At 58.1% G+C, this 22,057-nt stretch carries 20 protein-coding genes and 1 riboswitch; of the genes, 1 reads left to right on the top strand and 19 read right to left on the bottom strand.

Going from position 1 to position 22,057, the window contains the following annotated elements:
* Nucleotides 1-271: 271 nt before the first annotated feature.
* The 19 genes from ACONT6_RS02975 to ACONT6_RS02885 all read right to left on the bottom strand — a co-directional run bounded on the left by ACONT6_RS02975 (nucleotide 272) and on the right by ACONT6_RS02885 (nucleotide 20,972).
* Complete coding sequence (locus ACONT6_RS02975) at nucleotides 272-1,153, bottom strand: hypothetical protein (RefSeq protein WP_428820348.1); 882 nt, start codon at nucleotides 1,151-1,153, stop codon at nucleotides 272-274.
* Nucleotides 1,153-2,394 carry a hypothetical protein gene (locus tag ACONT6_RS02970; RefSeq protein WP_428820347.1) on the bottom strand — a complete coding sequence of 414 codons (1,242 nt, stop codon included), beginning with the start codon at nucleotides 2,392-2,394 and terminating at the stop codon, nucleotides 1,153-1,155. Before ACONT6_RS02970 ends, ACONT6_RS02975 begins: the two co-directional genes overlap by 1 nt.
* A 196-nt stretch (nucleotides 2,395-2,590) precedes the next feature.
* Nucleotides 2,591-3,970, bottom strand: coding sequence for a TonB family protein (locus ACONT6_RS02965; RefSeq protein WP_428820346.1), 1,380 nt, complete (start codon nucleotides 3,968-3,970; stop codon nucleotides 2,591-2,593).
* A 9-nt stretch (nucleotides 3,971-3,979) separates the two neighbouring features.
* Entirely contained in the window at nucleotides 3,980-4,555 is a 576-nt protein-coding gene (locus ACONT6_RS02960) for an ExbD/TolR family protein (RefSeq protein WP_428820345.1), read from the bottom strand.
* Nucleotides 4,552-5,148, bottom strand: a complete 597-nt coding sequence (locus ACONT6_RS02955) for an ExbD/TolR family protein (RefSeq protein WP_428820344.1) — start codon at nucleotides 5,146-5,148, stop codon at nucleotides 4,552-4,554. Before ACONT6_RS02955 ends, ACONT6_RS02960 begins: the two co-directional genes overlap by 4 nt.
* Nucleotides 5,148-5,933 (bottom strand): MotA/TolQ/ExbB proton channel family protein, encoded by a 786-nt coding sequence (locus ACONT6_RS02950; RefSeq protein WP_428820343.1) that lies wholly within the window; start codon nucleotides 5,931-5,933, stop codon nucleotides 5,148-5,150. Before ACONT6_RS02950 ends, ACONT6_RS02955 begins: the two co-directional genes overlap by 1 nt.
* Before the next feature lie 169 nt (nucleotides 5,934-6,102).
* The gene (locus tag ACONT6_RS02945) at nucleotides 6,103-6,423 is read right to left on the bottom strand and encodes a hypothetical protein (RefSeq protein WP_428820342.1); all 321 of its coding nucleotides are present in this window, start codon (nucleotides 6,421-6,423) and stop codon (nucleotides 6,103-6,105) included.
* The gene (locus ACONT6_RS02940; protein WP_428820341.1) at nucleotides 6,423-7,010 is read right to left on the bottom strand and encodes a tetratricopeptide repeat protein; all 588 of its coding nucleotides are present in this window, start codon (nucleotides 7,008-7,010) and stop codon (nucleotides 6,423-6,425) included. The genes ACONT6_RS02945 and ACONT6_RS02940 overlap by 1 nt, the downstream gene beginning before the upstream one ends.
* Nucleotides 7,007-10,315, bottom strand: coding sequence for a tetratricopeptide repeat protein (locus ACONT6_RS02935; RefSeq protein WP_428820340.1), 3,309 nt, complete (start codon nucleotides 10,313-10,315; stop codon nucleotides 7,007-7,009). Before ACONT6_RS02935 ends, ACONT6_RS02940 begins: the two co-directional genes overlap by 4 nt.
* On the bottom strand, nucleotides 10,308-12,389 hold the full coding sequence (locus ACONT6_RS02930) for a tetratricopeptide repeat protein (RefSeq protein WP_428820339.1): 2,082 nt from the start codon (nucleotides 12,387-12,389) through the stop codon (nucleotides 10,308-10,310). The genes ACONT6_RS02935 and ACONT6_RS02930 overlap by 8 nt, the downstream gene beginning before the upstream one ends.
* A 2-nt stretch (nucleotides 12,390-12,391) precedes the next feature.
* Nucleotides 12,392-12,919: a hypothetical protein gene (locus ACONT6_RS02925; RefSeq protein WP_428820338.1), complete on the bottom strand. Its 528-nt coding sequence runs from the start codon at nucleotides 12,917-12,919 to the stop codon at nucleotides 12,392-12,394.
* Nucleotides 12,920-13,350: 431 nt separating this feature from the next.
* A complete protein-coding gene (locus ACONT6_RS02920) occupies nucleotides 13,351-13,860 on the bottom strand; it encodes a molybdenum cofactor biosynthesis protein MoaE (protein WP_428820337.1) in 510 nt (169 codons plus the stop codon).
* 1 nt (nucleotide 13,861) lies between these two features.
* Nucleotides 13,862-14,110, bottom strand: coding sequence for a molybdopterin synthase sulfur carrier subunit (gene moaD, locus ACONT6_RS02915; protein ID WP_428820336.1), 249 nt, complete (start codon nucleotides 14,108-14,110; stop codon nucleotides 13,862-13,864).
* The gene (gene moaC, locus ACONT6_RS02910; RefSeq protein WP_428820335.1) at nucleotides 14,107-14,598 is read right to left on the bottom strand and encodes a cyclic pyranopterin monophosphate synthase MoaC; all 492 of its coding nucleotides are present in this window, start codon (nucleotides 14,596-14,598) and stop codon (nucleotides 14,107-14,109) included. Before moaC ends, moaD begins: the two co-directional genes overlap by 4 nt.
* 22 nt (nucleotides 14,599-14,620) lie before the next feature.
* Nucleotides 14,621-15,136 (bottom strand): molybdenum cofactor biosynthesis protein B, encoded by a 516-nt coding sequence (gene moaB, locus ACONT6_RS02905; protein WP_428820334.1) that lies wholly within the window; start codon nucleotides 15,134-15,136, stop codon nucleotides 14,621-14,623.
* A 221-nt stretch (nucleotides 15,137-15,357) separates the two neighbouring features.
* The gene (gene moaA, locus ACONT6_RS02900) at nucleotides 15,358-16,341 is read right to left on the bottom strand and encodes a GTP 3',8-cyclase MoaA (protein WP_428820333.1); all 984 of its coding nucleotides are present in this window, start codon (nucleotides 16,339-16,341) and stop codon (nucleotides 15,358-15,360) included.
* Nucleotides 16,325-16,464, bottom strand: a riboswitch (molybdenum cofactor riboswitch). Its footprint overlaps the gene before it by 17 nt.
* Before the next feature lie 165 nt (nucleotides 16,465-16,629).
* Nucleotides 16,630-18,105: a pyruvate kinase gene (pyk, locus tag ACONT6_RS02895; RefSeq protein ID WP_428820332.1), complete on the bottom strand. Its 1,476-nt coding sequence runs from the start codon at nucleotides 18,103-18,105 to the stop codon at nucleotides 16,630-16,632.
* A gap of 169 nt (nucleotides 18,106-18,274) precedes the next feature.
* Nucleotides 18,275-19,585 carry a glycerate kinase type-2 family protein gene (locus tag ACONT6_RS02890; protein WP_428820331.1) on the bottom strand — a complete coding sequence of 437 codons (1,311 nt, stop codon included), beginning with the start codon at nucleotides 19,583-19,585 and terminating at the stop codon, nucleotides 18,275-18,277.
* A gap of 76 nt (nucleotides 19,586-19,661) precedes the next feature.
* Nucleotides 19,662-20,972: an NCS2 family permease gene (locus ACONT6_RS02885; RefSeq protein WP_181254100.1), complete on the bottom strand. Its 1,311-nt coding sequence runs from the start codon at nucleotides 20,970-20,972 to the stop codon at nucleotides 19,662-19,664.
* Between the two features lie 244 nt (nucleotides 20,973-21,216).
* On the opposite strand from ACONT6_RS02885, the gene ACONT6_RS02880 reads away from it, so the two are divergent.
* Nucleotides 21,217-21,936 (top strand): YebC/PmpR family DNA-binding transcriptional regulator, encoded by a 720-nt coding sequence (locus tag ACONT6_RS02880; protein ID WP_428820330.1) that lies wholly within the window; start codon nucleotides 21,217-21,219, stop codon nucleotides 21,934-21,936.
* Nucleotides 21,937-22,057: the final 121 nt, after the last annotated feature.

The raw sequence follows: 22,057 nt of genomic DNA, 5'->3' as shown, positions 1-22,057 counted from the left end.
GTACTTTCTTAAGAATTGGCAAGTTTTACCCATCAACCGACAACTCAGAAGTGAGTTAGGACCGACTTACACCGTAGGCGGCTTGATATCGTCACAGGCGGGACCACCTAGGTACACTATTGGAAGAAAGAAAACGGCACCGTGAATCAGGTCATAACTGCGGCGCCGGCGAGAAGCCTTAGCCCCGAATTGCCAAGTGGTTCTCGGGAGCATTCAAAATCGTAAGCGCCCGGGGCCACCATGGCAATGAGACGGCGACCAAGGTCGCGAGTCAATCCTGATAGCGGCCTTCCCTGTATTCGAGAATACTTAAGCCATCCCGGTCTACGTCTGCTGGCCATTTGAACGGTTTGCATTCAGGCGATACTGAATAGATTCCCGTACATGCAGCCCTGGCCTCATCAATCTCGGCCTGGAATTCAGGGTTCGGCATCATTCGAATACTTGAAACGATGCTTTCAATAAGGCTAAGCATCGGCTGGGGGCTGATTTTTGCATCTACAGCTTCCCTCTTTCCGGCACAGCTTTGACTGTAGTCAAACGTTACAACCGCCAAGCGATCTTTAGATACTGGAAAGAATAACTTGCGACAGTGGATAACTCGCGTGAGATTCTCGATGACATCCAGCTGTACTGCTGGAACCGGCATGGTGTTAATAGGAAGCCAGTCGACGGGCGCCAGATAGTACATCGAACGCTTACGTCGGTCATAGACTTTATGCCCATAAAGAGAGGTAAGATAGCCCTGTATCGCCACCTCCAAAGCCGAAGGAAAGAGAAGGTTAAACTTGGTGCTTCTTTCCCGGGCTCCAATGACCTTTACCGAGAAACCAACATCTCCCATGTACCCCGTAAACCAAGGGCCATAAAACGCCCAGCGCCTCCAGCAAATGGTTACTTTTCGCCAACTGTCACTGGGAACAAGCGAGCCTCCGATTGAGGTGAGATGGTCAAGACTATAATTAGTCCGAAGCTTGTACTCCTCAGCCGGGAAGCGTCGGGAAGGAGCGTGGCGCGGCGCGCGAAACTCTAATGTGCATAAAGGGAGATGCACACGCTCAATTTTTGCCCGCTCAATTGAAGGACCTCGCGGCACACATTGCCCTTCGTGCTTTCTCAATTCCAGTGAAGAATATTTGATCGCATCTAGCATCAGAGTTTACTCGCTACTTCATTATACTTTCGGGGTGCCCAAGCCTTTAGCGCTTGCAGCCCAAGCTTACCGGCTGCTCCCGCAACACCAGCCGCAGCGCCCAACGCAGCCAGAAAGGAGCCCGCAGCCGGAGCGCTTACTGCCAGCCCCGCCAGACCGGCAGCACCTGCGACAAAACCTACAGCATTGTGTACCGTAACACCCGCACACACCGTATCCGTCGCCTTATGAAGCAAGGTATAGGTATCCTCTTCCTTCCGGCGACGCTCTCTAATCATTCGGAGGTTGTCGCGATTCCCAATATAGTCAAGCGCATTGGAATCTTTGACTTTACGGTCCAATTCCAACCCTTCAACCCCGTGCATCGCTTTCAGAGCTTCATTGGGAGAAGTACTCGGCCGATACATAAATGCCGTGTGCCCATTAAGCTTAACTTTCCTGTCTGCAAGTATTTGCAGCGCCTGAGTAAGGACACCAGAACCACCAAACTCTGAAATCCAACGCACATCCTGCACATCTTTCGCCATGTACATAGTTCGCGCAAGCAGCAGTGCGGACTCATAAAGGCGCTCATTTCCCAATGGGTTTATGGCACTTCTGTACCGAACCAACCCTCCAATAGGCTTGCTACCCGGCGTGAAATGTAAATCGAAGCCACCACCAGGGCCAGCGAACTTTATAGATCGCGCCCCGCCGGAAACATTCGCTATAGAACCGCTCCCCGAAAGGGTATCGGCTGCAGATTTTACCGCATCGCCGGGAAGCGAATAGCCACTGTCCCCAATAGCAATGACACGTTGAGGACGCTTATCCACCTCACCATTTTTGCGAAGGTTTGCGCTCCAACGCCCTTCATTAAACGTTGCACCATATAGCCCCGGCGCCAGCCGCTCCTCAATCAAATCCCCGTAACTTAAGTCTGCCTGAAAATGCAGCAACTTGTAGCTGTCATTCGACAACTTCTCAGCCGTAACTCGACACCCCGGCAGAATGATGACGAACTCCTCAGTTCCCCCGCGATGGGTACAACCAGGCTTGACGAAAATATTCTTCTGGCTCAGACGCCCAGCTGCCAATTGCTTGATGCCATTGACGCTCATCTGGGCCCAGTAATTACCTCGATTGGCAAGGCCTACCAGTTCATTCCAGATGGGTTCGGCTTGGGGGGTAATGGTGATGCGCTTGCCGAAATGGCGTCCGGCGATGAGTTTATCTGCGCTGACAGGGGTGTAGTTGAACATCCGGCGAAATCCCTTTGGCTCTGTGTTATCCACTCGTCACCATTCATTGGTGACCAAGAAGATGCTACTGCGAACCTGAGGGCTTTTCTATACGACAGACGTACCAACTAAAGAGTCACATAAGCTCTCTAACTAGAACAATGAAGAGCTACCCACCACTCCGGAAATTCCGGAGCAGTGGGCTAAGCCGGCCGACTTACGCTGCGGGCAGGAAGTCGATCGGGTACAGGATGGTGATGGTTGGAACACCTTCCTTGGGCCCGAAGTTGAACCGCTTCACGCGGGCAACAATCTTGCTGTCCAGGGTGGGCGAGTCCATATCACTGTTTTCAACTTGTGCCAGTGATACAGAACCGTCCGGCTCGATGGTGATCTTGAGGACCATCTTGCCCTGGAGGGCCGGGTTGTTACGCAGTTCGCGGTTGTAGATCCGGTAGAGCGCCGACTTGTAGCGGTCGAACACGATCTGGATCTCTTCGTCGGTACGGGATGGACCCATGCCGTCGCTGAGCGGACGCTCTTCGCCGGCGAAGTCACCCTCGGTGCCGATTCCACTGGATACCCGTGAGAAGCTGACCCCATCCAGCGCGGTACCTACACCACCAGCGTTGCGGCTGAGAGCGGCGGTATTGATACCGTCCGACCCGGATTTCGCCGCGGCGGTGATGAGTGAACGCTGACTGCGGTTTTCTTTCTTGCCTGCGGTACTCAACTGAGTCTGCTGGCCGAGACGCTGGTCGAGGTCATCCTGGATGAGATCCTGGAAGTTGTCCTTAAAGGCCAGTACCCCGGCGCGCTCAACCTTTTTGCGAACCTGCTTCTTCTCAACATTGGAGGGCTTGGGTTCTTCCTTCGCCACTTCCTGTTTCGGTTTCTCAGGCTCTTTCTTTTTCTCTTCCGGCTTCTTCACCACCTGCTCAGGCGGTGGCTTGGGCTTGGTCTTCTTCTCCAGCACCAGCTTGGCCAGGCGCTCTGGGACCTCTACCACTTCGTCTTCATCGGGCTCGGGCAGCTGCCACATATGGATACCGAAGCCGAGGAAAAAGGCCAACAGCAAGCACGCCAGTACACTGAGGCGGAAGCGCCGTTCATCATCGCCGTTGGTACTCCAGGGCATGATGGCTTCACGAAAGGCGTTATCGCCCAGCTCGCGAGTCACTTCGTACTCGTAGTGGACATCCTCTTCCGCCTGACGGATCTCCCGGAACTCAGCATCCAGGTCGAAAAGATCATCCCGGCAGTCTTCCATCTGATCCTGAAGCTTGCGCTTGCGCTCAAGCATCAGGTCCATATTGGCGTTATAGATACTGACGGTTTTCTGCAGGCGGTGGATCAGCGCCTTGGAAGCATCCTGCTTGTAGTGCTCCGCCCAGAAGAGATCGCCGGCACCGGCATCCTCGAGCTTCCCGAGGCGTTCGGAAATCTCATCGAGCAGCTGGTGCTTGGCTTCATCTTCGCGCAGCGACTCAAGCTTGCCATCAACTTGGCTGCACTCGTCCTCGAGCGCAGCCAACTGCTGGCGTACAGCTTCCTGCTTTGCTGTCAGTGCCTGTTTTTGTTGATGAAAATTATTCACAAAGGCTCACTAACTCTGAGATGCTTTTTGAATCACCGCCAGGGAAATTCGCGTGTATCCAGCATTGGTACAGCTGGACATGACCTTTTTCAGCACACTGAAGGGCACCGTGCGGTCTGCCAGAATATTCACTTCCGGGGGCTCTGCGAGTAGCTCTGCCGCCTCTTCGGTGACATCTTCACCGGCTGCAGCGCGCTCGGCCAGTGCGGCCTTGGCCTCTTCCAGCTCGGTGTCCGCCATGGTGATCGCTTTACCTACCGCCTCGATCATGCCCTGCTGAATGGCCGCAACTACCAAATCTTCACTCTGGTAGAGGTCTTCAGTCTTCATGATCGGCTTGGTTTCGATCAGCACTTCGTCGTGGGTTACCATCAAGGTGACTGTCTCGCGCGGCTTGGACTCCACTACCGAGTCCGGCAAGGTGATGACCTTGGGCGCTTCGATGGCTTCGTTGCTTGAGCTGTTGGTCAGCAGGAAGAACACCAGAATGGTGAATACATCCATCAGCGAGGTCAGGTTCATACCCGGCGTCTTGCGCTTGCGGCTGCGCGCCATGCGCTTCATGCGTCTGCTTTCACGTTTCATGGCGCATCTCCCAGGGAAATATCGGGAAAGAGTTCCAGTGTTTCCGGTTTGGCATCGGGATCTGGCACCGCACCTTCTGCCACTTTCGGCATAACCTGGGCGCTGCGTACCGCATCCATCACACCGACCAGATGCTCGTAAGCCACGTCGGGCTCCATCAGCAGTGTGGAATCGGTTTTATCCGGATAGGTTTCCTTGATACGCAACAACTGCTCGCGAAGCTGGGCCAGATCGTAAACCTCTTCCGTGGGCTGAATAATCGGCAGACCATTTTCATCTACCGGCACTTCCGCGGCTTCACCTTCAGCAGCGGCCTCAGCACCGCTTTGTTGATTCAAATTGGGAAAACGCGCGATCACTTTTGAGCCATCGCTGATTTCCAATGCTGTTTTGCGAACGACCACTTCCAGGGTCACTCCGGGGTCTTCCGCTCCGCCCCCGGCACCGGTGGGCATGTTGAGCTCCAGGATGGTGACCCGGGAAAACACTGCGGAAACCAGCAGGAAAGGTACCAGTACCACCATCAAGTTAAGGAAGGCGGTAATGTCCAGTTCCGGGGCTTCTTTTGTTCTACCGTGACGCCTGCTTCTCATTACGCGGTTTCCGGCTTGGTCTTTTCTTCGGTAGAGGCTTCAGCTTTCTGCTGGGCCTGCTGGGTTTGCTGTACGTCGCGGTTGACTGGCTTGGAGTCAGCAGCGCCTTTACCAGCTTTGCCTTTCTCTTCCTTTTCCGCATCGCTGCGACGGCGGGTACCGGAAGACATGATGTTCAGTGCCTTCACGGAAACCATCTCGAGGCTGTCGACGATGCTGCCGGTAAGGGAGTTGAGCAGTGCGTGTACGATTAACAGCGCAATACCAACCATCAGACCAAAGGCGGTGGTGTTCATGGCCACGGAGATACTGGCGGAGAGCAGGTCGGCTTTTTCCGCGGGGTTGGCGTTGGCTACCGCGGTAAAGGCTTCGATCAGGCCCATAATGGTACCGAGCAGGCCGAGGAGTGTGGCGATGTTGGAGCCGAGCGCGACGTACGGGGTACGTTTTTCGAGCTGCGGAATGGTCTCCATGATGCTTTCTTCCATGGCAATCTCGATGTCTTCACGGCGACGCACGGCGCCCTGACGTTCGAGGCCCATGGCGAGCAGTCGACCGACGCCGGTGTTGTCGTCTTTGACCAGGTTGCGCGCACGGTCAAAGTCGCCAGCGTTAAGCACCGGCTGTACTTTTTCCCAGGTAGCGCGGTTGGTGTGACGCTCGTAGACGAGGCGAACGTAACGTTCGATCGCTACCGCGGCGCCGAGCGCGAATACCACCAGAATGGGGTACATGAATGCACCACCAGTCTGAAAAAACGCGACTACACTGTTCAAGAAATCCATCACTTGCCCTCTTGGTTTTCTTTCTCGGTTCCGCGGTATTAGTCCGCTTTACCTTGGCTTGACCCTGATTGGTCGTTCTTTGGTTAGTTTTTCATTTGAGCTCTGTCTGGAGCTCGATGGCGGCAAGCCGCCTTCAATTTACGCTTCTAAACTTCGTAAGCCACTTGGCTTACTCATCCGTGAGACTGAGTTCGTAGAACTCCAGCTCTCTTTCAAACACTTCCTTATCCAGCGGCTGCAGGCTCGGGTCCAGCAGGCTGGAGTTCAGGCCGCTTTCCACACCCACTTCGGAGCTTTTCCACGGCACAATATACAGCGATTTTGGCGCTTCCTTGTTACCGATAATGGAAATACCGGAAAGTGACTTCACTTCGTTATCGACTTTTTTACCGGTTTCCTTTTCTTCATCCTGGGCGAATGCCTGGGGCAACCCCAGGGAGAAAAGCAGCAGGAGAGAGCCGATGGATTTTACGATTATTTTTCCAGTCATCAGTTGGCCCGCCGTTTCAGGTCTGCGACCCAGATGGAGACTTTGGGATCTTCAGGTTGATATTTCAGGTACTGCTCGAATTGTGCGAGTGCACAATTCACATCCTGAAGATATAGGTCACACAGAATGCCGAGGTTTTTAATCAGCGGCAGATATTCCGGATGCAGTGCGAGTGATTCGGTATAGGTTTTGCGAGCCTCATCAAAGCGTCCCTGGTGTCGATAGAGCACCGCCAGCTCGTTGCTGGCAACCGGGTCCAATGGCGCTGCGCGCAGGGCTTCAAGGAAGGATTCTTCTGCGTGCTTTTCATCACCGGTACGGAAATAGGCAATGCCCAGATTCACGTAAGGCGCTGACAAACGCTGCTCGCGGGTGACCACGTCCTGCAAGAGTTCAATGGCTTCCGGGTAGCGCTCGCCCTGGATATATTCCACAGCCTGCAGGAAATCCCGGTTGACCCCGCCCGCGACCTTCACGTTCATCGGGTCGACCGGGCGATTGGAGGTTTTCGGGCCGCTGGCACAGGCGCTCAGCAACAGCACTGCAACACAGGCCAAAGCGGTGAGGAGGCGTTTGTAATTCATCATCCTTTATCCTCCTCGGTTTCCATTTCGGCGATCACAGCGGGCTCGGCCGATTCGGGCTCTGCCACGGTTTCCTCCTCAAGAGAGTCTTGCTCGAGAACCTCTTCCTGAGCCTCCGGCGGGGATTCTGCGGGAACCTCTTCAGACGGCGCTTCGGCGACTTCTTCCGGCGCTTCCGGTACGGGAACAATGGTCATGACCACATTGCCCGCATCTTCCGGACGGTCATAGCGGGCGGGCACCAAACCGGCCAGCTGACCGATACTTTTGCCTACCCAGCGGTTGTAGATACCGGCCGCCATCAGGTCGATGTTTTTCTCGTGAACGGAGATGGCACGCTCTTCAAACGGATAAATCTGTTCTTCCAGTGCCAGTTCGTACTCTTCGAGCTCCATAGCGCTCAGGTTGGTCGGACGCTCGGAGTCTTTCAGTGCACGACTGAAATGCAGGTAGATTTCACCCAGATAGAAAGTTGCAGCGGCAGTGACGTCGGCGACCTGGTAATCGATCAGGTCACTGAAGGCGTTGACCGCGGCTTTCATGCGGGTGCGCTTGGCATTGAGGTTCTGCTCCAGCGGCGCAACCAGTGCGATTTCCCGGAACGCCTCGTATTTGGGCTCCGCCAACTGCAGAGCGGCACTACCGGCGAGGTAGCGGGTGCGGTCATTACGCTCGTCGCCGCCGCGGGCTTCGATGCGCACCATTTCCTCAAGCGTTCTGAAGTAAGCCGCGCGGTTGCCGCTGTTGTTATAGATGTCGGCAATTCGCTGCCGCGTCTCCAGCGCCGGCTCCATGGGGCTCGGGAACAGTTTGACGTACCGGTTGAGGACGGTGAGTGCCTTGTCGTAGCTCTTCGCAGCGCCGTAAAGATCGGCAGCCTGGGTGAGCGCTTCGCGGCGCACGTCTTCGTCGTCGGACTCGCGCTCGATGCGCTCAAACTCGGCACCGGCCAGCAGTAGCTGTCCGCTCTCCTGGTAAACCACGGCGAGTTTCTTGGTGACTTCTTTCTGCAGCTCGTGCTCGGGATGGTTTGCGCGGAAGGCCTTGAGCACATTCGCCGCGCGGGCCCAGTTTTCCAGCTGAATAAGTGAAGCTGCCGCATCGTATTCGGCGGTAGCGAGGATGCTCGCCCCGGGCGCTGCGTTGCGGATGCGCAGGAAGTGTTCGGCCGCGGCCAGGTGATCTTCCGCACGACGCGCCACGTCGCCCTGCTGGTAGATGGCACCGGCGAGGTTGTCGATCAGGTCGGCGCGGTCCTTGGCGTCCGCAGCGGTCATGCCAAGCGCTTCGCGGTAGCCGGCTTCGGCATCCACATAGGCCTCGGTATCAAACGAGGCGTGGGCCACCAGCAACCAGGCGGAGCGGCGAATTTCGTGTTCTGCTGCGGGGAATTTCTCCAGCAACAGACGACCATTCTGGATGGTTTCGGCAAAGCTCTTCAGCTTGTACAGATCGTCCACCGCGCCCAGCAGGATCTGCGGGGCCTTGGCGTGCTCGGGGAAGGTTTCCGCAAAGGTCAGGGAAGAGCGAATGATCTCTTTCTGGATTGCGGTCTTCTGCGCGGTGCTGCCTTTGGCGAGATCGTTCTTCAGGTGTTCGCGATAGGCGAATACTGCCGCGTAACCGGCTTCGCTGGCCTCTTTGTGCGCGGCGTACTGATACGCGGTGCGCTCGTATTCCTGGGCGGCATTGAGGAAATCCTTGTTTTCCAGCATCAGGCCGGCGAGCTGATAGTTGATCTCCGGCGCTTTCGGCTGATCGGCGAAGGATTTCAGGTAACGGCGGTACCAGTGAATGGCTTCCGCGTAGTTCTCGCTCCGCTTCTTGGCGAACTCTTTATCCTTGGGCTTCACGTTCTGGTAAGCCGCGTGATAGTGGCTCGCCAGGTCGATCAGGTTGGTCTGCAGGAACTCCACCACGGTGGCGTAATCCTGAATATCGAATACGGTCCAGTACTTCGCCTCCAGGGCGTAGGTATTGGCAAAGTCTTTCTTCGCTTCCAGCACCAGACGGGGGAAACCGCCCTTCTGGTAAATCTCGATTACGCGAATCGAGAAGTCCGGAGATACCCGGTGCAGCGGGTTGCGCTCTACAAAGGTGTTGTAGGCCTTAGCGGCGTCCTGATAGCGACGCTTGTCGAGGTAGTACTCACCCAGGTGACTGTAGACGTAAGACTCGTAGTCCCGCGCACCCTTGCGGGTGAAATAATCGACGATGGATTCCGCCCCGCCGAGATAGGAAAAGCTCAGGCTGATAACGCGGAAGGTATCTTCGATATGTTTGCGTTCGGTCTCGTTGGTCTGCTGTTCGAAGTCGTAGCCCTGCTCCACCTTGTAGTCGAGCATGTGTACGAAGTCGTCCAGCGCCATCTCGTACATGTCCTGCTTGAACAGGGCCCAGCCGCGCTTGTACAGCGCCAACTCGAAGAAACTGGAAGTCTCACCCATGTCGATGACGCGTCCGTAGGACTCTTCGGCATCGAGGAATTTTTTGCGGGTGAAGTAGTACTCACCGAGACGGAAAAAGGATTCATCCAGATGGCGCGAGGCCGGGTACTTGGCCACCAGCTGACGCAGTACATTAACCGCCTCGTCTATCTGGCCGGTTTCCTCGTAGGCGCGGGACAGCTGGTACATTACCTGATCGTTGCGCTCGTACTGCGGATACTGCACCAGCAGCTTTTTATACAGCGCGATGGCTTCGCGGGCATTGGCCGCAAGCAGTGCATCCGGGTCATCGCCCGGCAGACTGCCGCTGACTTCCGCACCCTCGATGGCCACGGACGCAGTGGCGCGGGCCTCGAAGTCCGACAGGCTCTCGTCGCCGGTGCGGGCAACGCTGTCCAGTGCGGCCTCGGTTGCCGGTGCTGTTGCGGCAACCGCCGCGGCTTCCGGCGCATCCAGGTCGGCGCGATTGCCGGTGGTCTTGCGTGCACTGGCCGCCCCAACGGCAGAAGCTACCTCTTCTTCGGAGAGAATCCGGGTTTCGGTTGAAGAGCGATAAGCGCCCTCCTCGGCCCGATGTGCCTGCTTGATCTTGAGGTCCGCAATACGGCGGATGGCTTCCGGAGTCAGTGCGGTTTCCGGGGTTTCCTGCAGGTATTTCTGGTAGCTGGCCAACGCCTTTTCCAGGCTCCCGTCGATGCGGGTTTCCTGAATTTCGATATCCACTTTCTGCAGGCTGCCAATGGTCTTGCCACTGTTGCTGGCACAGGCACTTAACAACAGTGCCGCCGATGCGGCGGACACCATGGCAACCCGATTGATATTCAGGCTGAGCAGTCGTTTATCCATTTTGCGGTTATTCATCGTCTGCAGTCTCCACCCCTTCGGCCCCTTTTTGTGCGGGCGCCTCCAGTTCCGGCGGATTATCTGTGGGCAGAGGCTCGCCATCGGGGTTTGCCACCGGCGCCGACTGCTGCATCTGCTCTACCTGCTCGCGGTACTGCTCGACCTTGCGCTCGTCCTCGCGCTGCTCCTGCAGCTCGTTGGCGCGGTCATAACTGTCGGCGAGGGCAAAGCGGGCCTTGATCTGGTAGCTCTCCAGCTGCGCGCGGCGCTGGTCGAGTTCGTTAATGGCGAGCTGCTCGAGCATGCTGCCCTGACGGGCCATCAGCTGATCGATACGATCCTGGGCGCGATTGAGGCCGCCGCGCAGGGAGGCGATCTGATCGGTGTAACCCTCGTAACTGTGGGTTGCCGCCTGACGGGTGCGCACATAGCGCTGGTAGGTTTCCTGCAGGGTGGCGATCACGCCATCCAGCTCCTGCAGATTCTTGTAGGCTTTGGTAAGGCGGTCATCAAACTCGCGGGACAGGCGGAATTTCAGCACCCCTTCGAGACGGGCGATACGGTCCCGGGTTTCCTCACTGCTGAGGTTGGGATTGTAAGCGAGGATTTCGCGCATCTGCTCGAGAATCAGGCGCGCCTCGGTCTCGTCGCTCTTCGCCAGCAGCTCCGGACGGCGGTTGACCAGCAGGTTATCGATACGTGCGGCGAGGCGCTGACGCTGCTCCAGACGCATCTTGATACGTGCGTCGATCTGGCGGAAGGTCACATCCAGGCCCGGCAGGATTGGCTCGTAATAGCTGCGGCGCAGGGCGATGATTTCCTCGAACGCGTCCAGGCTCTGCAGCCAGTCGCGGTTGCGCTCGAACAGGTTGTTCAGGTCTTGATAGTTGCGCAGGAACTCTTGATAGTCATTCGACGCCATCAGGTCCAGCAAGTAATGGGTTTCCGGCGCGCCGGGCAGTTTGCGCAGTTCCACCACCCAGTTTTTCACCTGGCTGGCCTCTTTACGGCGCAGCGCTTCCAGCAGCTTGCCTTCGCGGATACTGTTGATGGACTGGGAGAGCACGTCTACCTGCGTGCCGAAGGCATCCAGTGCCTGGCCGTAATTCACCGCCGCGGTGCTGTGTACATCCAGCTTGCCGTAGGCATAGGGCACTGCCAGCATGGCCTCGTGCACCGCGGCATCGGTAGCGCGACGCTGCTTCAGCATCTGCCACGGCACCAGTGCGCGATCGTAGCGGCCCGCATTGGCCTCTACCCAGCCAGCACCCAGCAGGGCCTGATCGGAAAATGGTCCGGAGAGCTGTACGCGGTCAAAATACTGACGCGCGCGGTCGTACTGCTCTTCCTTCATCAGCTGGTTGCCCAGCAGCAGGTTGGTTTTGTCCTGCAGCGCCTGTTTGGCTGAACCGCTACCCGCGCTACGCCCCAGGCCATCCAGTACCACCACGCCTTTTTCCGTTTCACCGGCTTTCAGCAGTGCGATACCCAGGTTGTATTCGACAAAGCCCTGCAGGGATTTTTCGCCCTTCAGGTCTTCGAGCAGCTCTACCGCCTCACTAAAACGGCCCAGCTGCATATACACCCGCGCACGCAGGAACTGCTCATCGGCACGCACACGTTCCGGCACCCGCCCCTGAATCAGCTCAAGCGCATGCAAAGCGTTGGCGAACTGCTGCTTCTGGTAATGGATTTTTGCCAGGCGATACGCGGCCTCGTTCTTGATCGGCTGTGCAACGTTGCCCTGGAGCACCTGCTCCATGGCCCGCCCCGCTTCCTGGTGCATGCGGTAAGACAGCTCGAGGTCGCCCACGGCGAATTCTGCCTGGCCGAAGTGCACACTGAACGGATCCAGTTCCGGATCATCCAGCAGGCGGTGCTGTTTGATTTCGGTATCCAGGGCAGAGATGGCATCGACGTAGTTGTCCTGGTAGGCATTGAACAATGCCTCACCAAAGAACAGGTCTTTGAGCTCATCGGTATGCAGCGCGCCCGGATCCACGGGCGCTTTGGCCTGCACAGGAATACTGTGCAGCGAGGTCAGTGCCGACAGCGTAACGCCGGCAATTGCGCAGGCCAGACGGGGAAACATGCTTACCAGTCCTTGAAATTGATGGCTGACTGGGTTCCGGCGATCTGGATTTCAACAAACTTGGGCCCTACCGCCTTTTCCACGCTGAAGCTGGCAGTACCGCTGTACTCTTTGCCAGACTTGGATTTGCCGTGGTAACTGACCACCAGCGGATGTGCGCCGGTCTGTACATTGGCGGTGTGGATACGCTGTACACCGCCCTGCTGCAGGGCTTCGATTTCGCGATAGGTATAAAGGTGGTGAGCAACCACCTGGTTGCCGAGCTTGACCTCGACAGACTCGAGGCTGAACTCTTCGCCACTGGCACTACCGGCCAGGGAGATAAAGAAAGCAGCCTGGGTATTGGACGGGAACAGGAGTTTTTCTTCCAGCCGGTTCAGCTCGGAAGTCAGGCTGATTACGTCTTTCTTGACGTCCTGAATCTGTTCATCGAGACCGCGGATTTCTTCGCGACTCACATTCTGGGCATTCGCCAGAACGGATAGTGACAGCAGCACCGCTGTTGTCAGAGTGATGAGAATTCTGCACATATCCCTAATACCTCAAACCCCGCCCCTGTTTTTATTGGTCGCTACTGCAATGGACACAGGAGTGACTCGCCAAGGGATTGTATGGCAAGGACGCTATTGTGATATGTGAGGCGCTTCAAAACTAGCGCAGAGAGTTGGATAAGAATTTTTTCTTAAAATTCAAAGGACAAGCGTATATATCTAGATAGTGTGACAGGTATCACGGCTACCGCACCGAGGTAAAGTGCGATGAAAATCACAAAGACAGGATTATTCGGAGAAACGCATCAAACTTTGTACAAATTTAATGCGACAGGTCACATAAAGACTGCGCTGTAGCGACAGCAAGCACTTACTATTTGTCAGCAAGCGATTACTGTTTTTACACAATCAGCTATTTTTAGGCAGTTGTATTTTTTTCAGCTGGCCGATGTTTTTAGACGAGTGACCACTCACCATTTTTTCAGTGCCTTCTCATCGCTGCTGCGTGCTTCTACCCAGGTACTCTGGATTTTACCATCATCCCCCACCCCCACTTCTTTCTTCCAAAAAGGGGCCCGACTCTTCAGGAAATCCATAATAAAGGCACAGGCATCCAGCGATGCCTGCCGGTGGGCAGAGGTGGTGCCGACAAAAACAATTTCATCCCCCGCCGCCAGTGGACCGTAGCGGTGGATCACCCGCACCCGCCCCAGTGGCCAGCGCTCTGCGGCCTCGCGGGCGATCTCGGTCAGTGCGGACTCCGCCATACCGGGATAATGTTCAAGCTCCAGCACGCTGGTACTTTTTTTATTCGCCTTGCCTATATTTTCATCATTCACATCAGGCACATAAAAATCGCGCACGTTGCCTACGAACATGGCGGTGGCACCATCTGAATAGTTTTCGCTGCGCAGCCGATTGTATTCAGCCCCCGGATCGAAACCTTCCGACTGCACCGAGATGGAGATATCCACAGCCATATCAGCCTCCGGTCACCGGCGGGAAGAAGGCGATTTCATCACCATCACTGATCGCCGCCTGCATATTGGAGAGCTCCTGATTGACAGCCACCTGTAACTGTTCGTTGGAGAGCGCCGTCTGCCAGGCTTCGCCCTTTCCCGCCAGGGTGCTGCGCAGGTCGGCCACACTGCCGAGCTCATCGGCGGGTACTTCGATGGCATCACAACCGAGCTGCTCCCGCAGGCTGGCAAAGAACAATACCTTGATCACGATGCGGACTCCGATTTTTCCGGGGTCCAGTGCCCGCGTTTGCCGCCGGTCTTTTCCTGCAACTGGGTGGGCCCGATCACCATGGCCGGGTCGACGGCTTTGCACATGTCATAGATGGTGAGCGCGGCCACGCTGGCGGCGGTGAGCGCTTCCATTTCCACACCGGTGCGCCCGGCGAGACGACAGTAGCTGGTGATATGCACGGTGTTGCTGGCTTCATCCAGTGCGAAATCCACCTGCACTTTTGTCAGCGCCAGGGGGTGACACAGGGGAATCAGGTCCGATGTTTTCTTCGCAGCCTGGATGCCGGCAATACGTGCGGTGGCCAGTACATCGCCTTTCTTGTTGTTGCCTGCCTGCAGTTGCGCAAAGGCTTCCGCAGACATGGCGACGGCGGACTGGGCACGGGCGGAGCGGTCGGTGATGTCTTTGTCGGTGACATCGACCATGCTGGCTTCGCCCTGCTGGTTGAGGTGTGTGAGGGTCATCGGGTTAGCAGCCTCAAGCAAATTATTTGGTCAGGTAGCCGACAAAGTTGCACGGCATGTGGCTGGCGGTGAGCTGTTCCTGCAGCAGTTTGCTCCAGCCGGTTTTACACGCACCGGTGGAGCCGGGCAGGCAGGCAATTAGTGTGCGGTTGGCGAGTCCGGCGAGGGCGCGGGACTGGATGGTGGAGGAGCCGATTTCTTCGTAGCTGACGGCCCTGAAGATTTCGCCGAAGCCGTCGATATGTTTGTCGAACAGGGGGGCGAGGGCTTCGGGGGTGGAGTCCCGCCCGGCGAAGCCGGTGCCGCCGGTGGTGAGGATGACCTGGATTTCGGGGTCGGCGATCCACTCGGAGACTTTGGCGCGCAGCAGGTATTTGTCGTCGATGACGATGGCTTTGTCGGCGAGGTTGTGGCCGTCTGCCTGCAGGGCTTCGACGAGGTATTTACCGGAAGTGTCGTTTTCTTCGGTTCTGGTGTCAGAGACTGTCAGAACAGCGATATTCAGTTTTTGGTTGGGATTTTGGAGTTCGTGTCCCATGGTTTTGTGCTCCGTAGCTTCCTTTATTTGGGTGCTCTGTTCTGGGTACTGTGGCGCCGGTGCGCCAGGGGGCAGGTTTTCAGGACCGCTGTGAATACATCCCTGTACGCTTCGTCGGCAACATCCCTGTTGCCGACGATCCTGAAAACCTGCCCCCTGTCACTCCTGCTTCAATTTAAATTCTTTTACTTCGTTAGCCGGTAGGTATTCGCGCGCATTGTTCAGCCGCCAATGATCGAGAGGTTTTGGGTTCCTCCCGTATTCCCCTGCGGCAAATAGTGGCTGACTTCTTTGTTGCCGATCAGGGCTCTGACTTTTTCTGCCAGTGCACTGGCATCCCCGGTGCTGATCGTTTCCCGCAGGTCGAGGCCGGCATCGGAAAACAGGCACAGGTGCAGTTTGCCCTGGGCAGAGACGCGCAGGCGGTTGCAGCTGCTGCAGAAGTCTTTGCTATATGGGGTGATCAATCCGATGCGGCCGGCATAGTCGGGGTGGACGTATTCGCGGGCGGGCCCGGCGTCTAGCGGACGCGGTAGTAGTTGCCAGCCGTCTTCGATCAGCTGCTGCTCGATTTCCGAGCCGCGCAGGTGATTGCTGGCGAAGTAGTCGCGGTTGTCGCCGGTCTGCATGAGTTCGATAAAGCGCAGGGTAACCGGGGTGGTTTTGAGCCAGCCGAGGAACTGTTGCAGACGTGCGTGGGCGCCGTCGCTGAGCAGGACGGCGTTGACCTTGGTCTGGATTCCGAGCTCCAAAGCGCGATCGATACCGGTGAGGATTTTCGGCAGGCAGTCGTGACCGGTGACGCGGGCGAATTCCGCAGGGTCGAGACTGTCGATGCTGATGTTGAGCTGGTCGAGGCCGTTTTGTTGCCAGCTGTCGATGACGCTCGGCAGTTTGTAGCCGTTGCTGGTGACAGCGACGCGCTGGATGCCCGGGGTTTGCCTGGCGGCCAGGATGAGTTCTGGCAGGTCTTTGCGCAATGAGGGTTCGCCGCCGCTGAGGCGCACTTTGCGGGTGCCCAGCTGGGCAAACGCGCGCATGACGGTGGAGGCCTCGGCAACCGTGAGCTCGGGCTGTTGGTGGCTGGCCTGGTAGCCGTCCGGCAGACAGTAGTCGCAACGGAAGTTGCAGACGTCTGTAACGGACAGGCGCAGGTAATAGAAGCGACGGCCGTGACCGTCCTGCAGTATGTCGTGTTGTTTCATCACCTTTCCAAATGCGGGAGGCCACTCGGTTTCCCTTGTGACCCTGGCGGGCTGGCGGAGCCGCCCGCGGCCTGCAACGCGTATCTGTGACTTAGCGATACAGGCTCGGTGTGGTTGTTGTGTTCAGTTTACGATTTTGCGGTTGCAGTCAGTGTAGCTGCCCTCTTTATCAAGGTTAGCGCGCGCTGGCGCACTGAGTAGTTCCCCCATTCTACCCGGATTCGGTGGCGGCCGTGCAACCGCGCCACCGAGAGACTATCCATGCGGGCATAGAGACCGAATGTCCGGTCACTCCATGACCTGCAGGATCTTCAGTGTATTGGTGCCGCCGTGGGACTGCATCAGATCACCGCGGATCAGGATGACATGGTCCCCACTCTGCACTATTCCGCGGTCCTTCAGGGTCTGCAGCGCGCGCTGGTTGAGCTCGCGGTCGCCCTCGTTTTCCCCGGGTACAAACAACACCGAGACCACTCCGCGATACAGGGCCATACGCCGCTGGGCGACGGGATCGTGGGCGAGGCCGACGATGGGCAGGCCGGAGCGAATGCGGGAGGCAATAAGGGCGGTGTAGCCGGTCTGCGTCATACAGGCGATGGCGGTTACGCCCTCCATATGATTGGCGGCGTACATGGCAGACAGGGAAATGGTCTCGTCGATGCGGCTGAAGCCCTGGTGCATGCGGTGGCCGGATTCCTGGGCGGAGCGCTCGCGTTCGGCACCGAGGCACAGGCGGTGCATGGCCTCTACCGCTTCCACCGGGAAATCCCCGGCGGCGGTCTCTGCGGACAGCATCACCGCATCGGTGCCATCGAGCACCGCATTGGCCACGTCGAACACCTCTGCGCGTGTGGGCAGAGGCGCGGTGATCATGGTTTCCAGCATCTGGGTGGCGGTGATCACTGCCCGGTTAAGCTGGCGTGCGCGCTTGATCATGCGCTTCTGCACACCGATCAGGGCGGCATCGCCGATCTCCACGCCCAGGTCGCCCCGGGCAACCATCACCGCTTCCGAGGCACTGATGATCTCGTCCAGGGTCGCATCGTCGGCCACCGCTTCGGCGCGCTCCACCTTGGCCACCAGGCCGATGTCCTTGCCAGCCTCCCCCAGCAGGTCCCGCGCCTCCTGCATATCCGCGGCACTGCGCGGGAAGGATACGGCGAGATAATCCACACCGATGTCGATCGCGGTTTTCAGGTCCGCCTTGTCCTTGTCGGTGAGGGCCGCGGCGGAGAGGCCACCGCCCTGCTTGTTGATGCCTTTGTTGTTGGACAGCGGCCCGCCCACCAGCACGATGGTGTGTACTTCCCGCTCGCCGACCTCCTTCACCTTCAGGATTACCCGGCCGTCGTCCAGCAAAAGCACATCGCCCGCGGCCACATCGCGGATCAGGTCCTTGTAGTCACAGCCCACCCGATTCTCATCGCCGTCGTTGCTGCCCAGCGCCATATCCAGAACAAACGGGTCGCCCTCGCGCAGGATGACCTTGCTATCGCGAAAGCGCGCAATGCGGATCTTTGGCCCCTGCAGGTCGCCCAGCGCCGCCACGGTCCGGCCCAGGCGATCCGCAATCTCGCGCACCTGCTGCAGGCGCCTGCGGTGATCATCGGCGGTGCCGTGGGAAAAGTTCAGGCGCACCACATCCACACCGGCACTGATCAACTGCTCCAATACACCGGGCTTGTCACTGGCGGGGCCGAGGGTGGCGACGATTTTGGTGCGACGCAGGGGACTGGCGGTGCGGGCGGATTGGAATTCGGGCATTGGCTCCATGAGATCCTCTCGGGCAGATGTACACCGCCCGCAACAGGTCCCGCAGGCGGCGCCGGGGCGTTTACCCGGTCACGGAAGTAAACCTTGACCAGCCCCGGAGTTATAGACACAGCTTAGTCAGCAATCGCCCCGGTGTACCTGCAGCCCCCGAGGATCGGCCCTAGGTATCCGCATCCGGAAACACCAGGATGGCGCGAAAATCATTTACATTGGTTCTGGTAGGGCCGGTAACGATCAGATTGCCGAGTTCGGCAAAAAAACTGTAGGCATCGTTGCCCGCAAGAAAGCTCTGGGGATCCAGCCCCTGGGCCTGCATCCGGGCCCAGTCAGCGGGGGCAAAAAACGCACCGGCATTGTCTTCCGAGCCGTCGATACCATCGGTGTCGATGGCCAGGCCGTGGATACCCGGCGCACCTTCCAGCGCGCTGAACAGCCCCAGCAGGTACTCCACATTGCGTCCGCCGCGGCCGTTGCCCGTTACCGTGACACTGGTCTCGCCACCGGAGAGCAACAGCAGTGGCCGGCGGGATGCGCTCTTGCAGGTAAGCGCCAGGGCGGCATGTTCCGCACCCAGTTCCCGCGCCTCGCCTTCCAGATTGTCCCCCAGCACTCGCACATCCAACCCGGTTGCCAGCACCGCATCGCGGGCCGATTCCAGGGCATCTGCCGCTTTCGCCAGCACCGAAACGGTGTCCGCGGAGAAGGCAAAGTCATCGGGACTTGGGCTGTCCGTGGCAGATTCGAGATGCGCACGCACCTCCGGGGCAATCTCGATAGCGTAGTGCTCCAGAATTGCCAGGGCATCTGCAGGTGTGGAGGCATCCGGCAAGGTGGGGCCGGAGGCGATCAGGGTGGGATCGTCCCCGGGCACATCTGAGATCAGGTAAGTGGCCACCCGCGCCGGATGGGCCGCCGCGGCAAGGCGCCCGCCTTTGACCGCCGACAGGTGCCGGCGCACCGTGTTGATCTCGCGGATCGGCGCGCCACAGCGCAGCAGTGCGCGGTTGATGGTTTGCTTCTGTTCCAGGGTCAGGCCCGGTGCCGGCAGACTCATCAGTGCCGAGCCACCGCCGGAGATCAGTGCGATCACCAGGTCCTCTTCGCTGAGATCAGCAACGGCCTCCAACATACGAGTGGCCGCCACTTCCCCCAGCTTGTCCGGCATGGGGTGGGAAGCCTCCAGCACCTCGATATTCACACAGTGGGCCGCGTGGCCGTAGCGAGTAACCACCAACCCGGAAATCTCCGCCTCCGGGTATTGTCGGTGCCATGCCGTTTCCAGCGCTGCGGCCATGGCCGCGCTGGCCTTGCCCGCCCCTACCACCACGGTCTTGCGCCCCGGTGCGGGCAGGTTGCCGGACATCAGGTTGTCCGGGTGTACGGCTTCTACGGCGAGCCCGGCGAGGTCTTGCAACCACCGGGACAACTCGCGCTCATTCATATCGGCATGGACTGGCGGCAACTGTTTCAACTGGATCTTCTCCCTGAATTGGATGCGGTCTTCCCACTACCTGCAAAATCGGTTCCGCTCCGGATCTCAATGACGATCAGAGAAACGCAAACTTGGCCAGGAAGATAGCGCTCAGAATATACAGGCTTGGGGAGATCTGCCGGTGCTGGCCGGTAAACAGCTTGAGCGCGGTATAGGTCAAGAAGCCGAGGGCTATGCCGTTGGCGATGGAAAAGGTCAGCGGCATCATGATCATGGTCACCACCGCCGGAATGGCGTCGGTCAGATCCTCCCAGTCGATATGGGACATCCCCCCCATCATCAGCATCGCCACATAGATCAGCGCGCCCGCGGTGGCGTAGGCCGGGATCATGCCCGCCAGGGGCGCGAAGAACACACACAGCACAAACAGCACACCCACGGTGACCGCGGTAAGCCCGGTACGGCCACCCGCCGCCACACCCGCAGCACTCTCCACAAAACTGGTCACCGGCGGGCACCCCAGAAAGGCACCGAGCACACTGGAGCTACTGTCTGCCTTGAGCGCCCGCGGCAGCTTCTCGATAGTGCCATCCGCCTCAATCAGGTTGGCGCGATGGGCGACCCCCATCAGGGTGCCGGCGGTATCGAAGATGTTGATAAACAGGAACGCCAGAATCACGCTCACCATGCTCAGGTCGAGCGCGCCGAGGATATCCATCTGCATAAAGGTCGGGGCCAGGCTGGGCGGCGCGGATACCAGACCGCCGTACTGCACGATCCCCAGGCCAAGACCGATCCCGGTGACGATCAAGATACTGATCAGGATGGCGCCGAACACACGCCAGAAACTGAGCACCGCGATCAGCAGGAAGCACAGCGCCGCCAGCAGCGCCGGCGGCTCGCGGAAGGAACCTAGGGACAGCAACGTCGCCTCGTTGGGCACCACAATACCCGCCGCCTTGAGGCCGATCAGGCCCAGGAACAGCCCAACCCCGGCACCCATGGAATAGCGCAGGCACATGGGAATACTGTTCATGATCCACTCGCGCACCCGCGACAGGCTCATAACCACAAACAGCACACCGGCAATAAACACCGCCCCCAGTGCTACCTGCCAGCTGTACCCCATCTCGCCGACCACGGAATAGGCAAAGAACGCCGTCAACCCGATCCCCGGCGCCAGCCCCACCGGCCAGTTGGCGTAGAGCCCCATCAGGAAACAGGCGATGGCACTCCCCAGGCAGGTCGCCACGAAAATGGCGCCGTGATCCATACCGGTCCCCGCCAGCATATTCGGCGTCACAAACACCACGTAGGCCATGGTGACAAAGGTGGTCAGGCCCGCCAGCAGCTCGCCGCGCACCGTGGTTCCATGGGCTTGCAGAGCAAACACACGCTCCATCAAATTATTCGACTGCTGAGGCACAGGGTTCTCCGACAGGTGGATTCCGGGGCACACGGAACGCGAGCCCAATCATTATTGTGGCCAAAATAAACCCGGGTGCCCACCACCAGTGCCCTCCCCGGCTTGCCGGCGGCTTCTCCCATGACTTCTGCGTGACTTCTAATAGTCGCGGCGCCCCAGTAAAATCGCCGGCTTTGCTGACAAGCATCTTTAATAAGCATCCTAATAACCCCACCGCAATACCCAGCGTTACCGGAGCACACCCATGGGCAGAGCCTACCAGAACCGCAAAGAGTCAATGGCCAAGACCTCGAACATGAAGGCCAGGGTCTACAGCCGCTACGGTCGTGAGATCTATGTGAGCGCCAAGTCTGGAGGCGTCGACCCCAACGGCAACCTGGCCCTTCGCAGCCTGATCGAGCGCGCCAAGAAAGAGCAGGTCCCCACCCACGTGATCGAAAAGGCCATCGACAAGGCCAAGGGTGGCGCCGGTGAAGACTTCGCCCGCGCCCGCTATGAAGGCTTTGGCCCCGGCGGCTGCATGGCCATCATCGAATGCCTCACCGACAACCCCAACCGCACTTTCGGCGACGTGCGTCAGGCCTTCACCAAAACCAAAACCAAGATCGGCACCGAAGGCTCCGTCAGCCACAGCTTCGATCACCTGGCGATCCTCGTGTTCAAGCACGATGATGAAGAGGCAGTACTGGAAGCGCTGATGGAAGCGGATGTCGACGTTACCGACATCGAGAATGAAGACGGCAAGCTCTCCGTATTCGCGCCGCACACGGATTACTTCAAGGCCAAGCAGGCGCTAATTGACGCGTTTGGTGAGATCGACTTTGAAGTGGATGAGATTCAGTTTGTGCCGCAGACGTATACCCAGATCAGCGGGGATGATGTGGCGTTGTTTGAGAAGTTTATGAATATGCTTGAGGATTTGGAGGATGTTCAGGCGGTTTATCACAATGTGGAGAATCCGTAACTGCTAGCCTATTAGCTCCAAAGAGTATTGAGTTGATTCTGTGTGAAAAATGAGATTTTTACACAGAATCAACTTTACTCTCCTAGCCCTACCGCAAGCCGAAATCCGACCAAGGCCTCCA

The sequence above is a fragment of the Microbulbifer sp. MCCC 1A16149 genome (genome assembly GCF_050368945.1).
Taxonomy (GTDB): Bacteria; Pseudomonadota; Gammaproteobacteria; order Pseudomonadales; family Cellvibrionaceae; genus Microbulbifer.
The sequence above is the reverse complement of the archived record's forward strand: the minus strand, read 5'-3'. Positions and strand labels throughout refer to the sequence as shown.

Bases quoted from the DNA above. Each gene is read 5' to 3' on its own strand.
- ACONT6_RS02975 (WP_428820348.1), bottom strand. From the start codon at position 1,153: ATGCTAGATGCGATCAAATATTCTTCACTGGAATTGAGAAAGCACGAA.
- ACONT6_RS02970 (WP_428820347.1), bottom strand. From the start codon at position 2,394: ATGTTCAACTACACCCCTGTCAGCGCAGATAAACTCATCGCCGGACGC.
- ACONT6_RS02960 (WP_428820345.1), bottom strand. From the start codon at position 4,555: ATGAAACGTGAAAGCAGACGCATGAAGCGCATGGCGCGCAGCCGCAAG.
- ACONT6_RS02955 (WP_428820344.1), bottom strand. From the start codon at position 5,148: ATGAGAAGCAGGCGTCACGGTAGAACAAAAGAAGCCCCGGAACTGGAC.
- ACONT6_RS02950 (WP_428820343.1), bottom strand. From the start codon at position 5,933: ATGGATTTCTTGAACAGTGTAGTCGCGTTTTTTCAGACTGGTGGTGCA.
- ACONT6_RS02945 (WP_428820342.1), bottom strand. From the start codon at position 6,423: ATGACTGGAAAAATAATCGTAAAATCCATCGGCTCTCTCCTGCTGCTT.
- ACONT6_RS02940 (WP_428820341.1), bottom strand. From the start codon at position 7,010: ATGATGAATTACAAACGCCTCCTCACCGCTTTGGCCTGTGTTGCAGTG.
- ACONT6_RS02935 (WP_428820340.1), bottom strand. From the start codon at position 10,315: ATGAATAACCGCAAAATGGATAAACGACTGCTCAGCCTGAATATCAAT.
- ACONT6_RS02930 (WP_428820339.1), bottom strand. From the start codon at position 12,389: ATGTTTCCCCGTCTGGCCTGCGCAATTGCCGGCGTTACGCTGTCGGCA.
- ACONT6_RS02925 (WP_428820338.1), bottom strand. From the start codon at position 12,919: ATGTGCAGAATTCTCATCACTCTGACAACAGCGGTGCTGCTGTCACTA.
- ACONT6_RS02920 (WP_428820337.1), bottom strand. From the start codon at position 13,860: ATGGCTGTGGATATCTCCATCTCGGTGCAGTCGGAAGGTTTCGATCCG.
- moaC (WP_428820335.1), bottom strand. From the start codon at position 14,598: ATGACCCTCACACACCTCAACCAGCAGGGCGAAGCCAGCATGGTCGAT.
- moaB (WP_428820334.1), bottom strand. From the start codon at position 15,136: ATGGGACACGAACTCCAAAATCCCAACCAAAAACTGAATATCGCTGTT.
- moaA (WP_428820333.1), bottom strand. From the start codon at position 16,341: ATGAAACAACACGACATACTGCAGGACGGTCACGGCCGTCGCTTCTAT.
- pyk (WP_428820332.1), bottom strand. From the start codon at position 18,105: ATGCCCGAATTCCAATCCGCCCGCACCGCCAGTCCCCTGCGTCGCACC.
- ACONT6_RS02880 (WP_428820330.1), top strand. From the start codon at position 21,217: ATGGGCAGAGCCTACCAGAACCGCAAAGAGTCAATGGCCAAGACCTCG.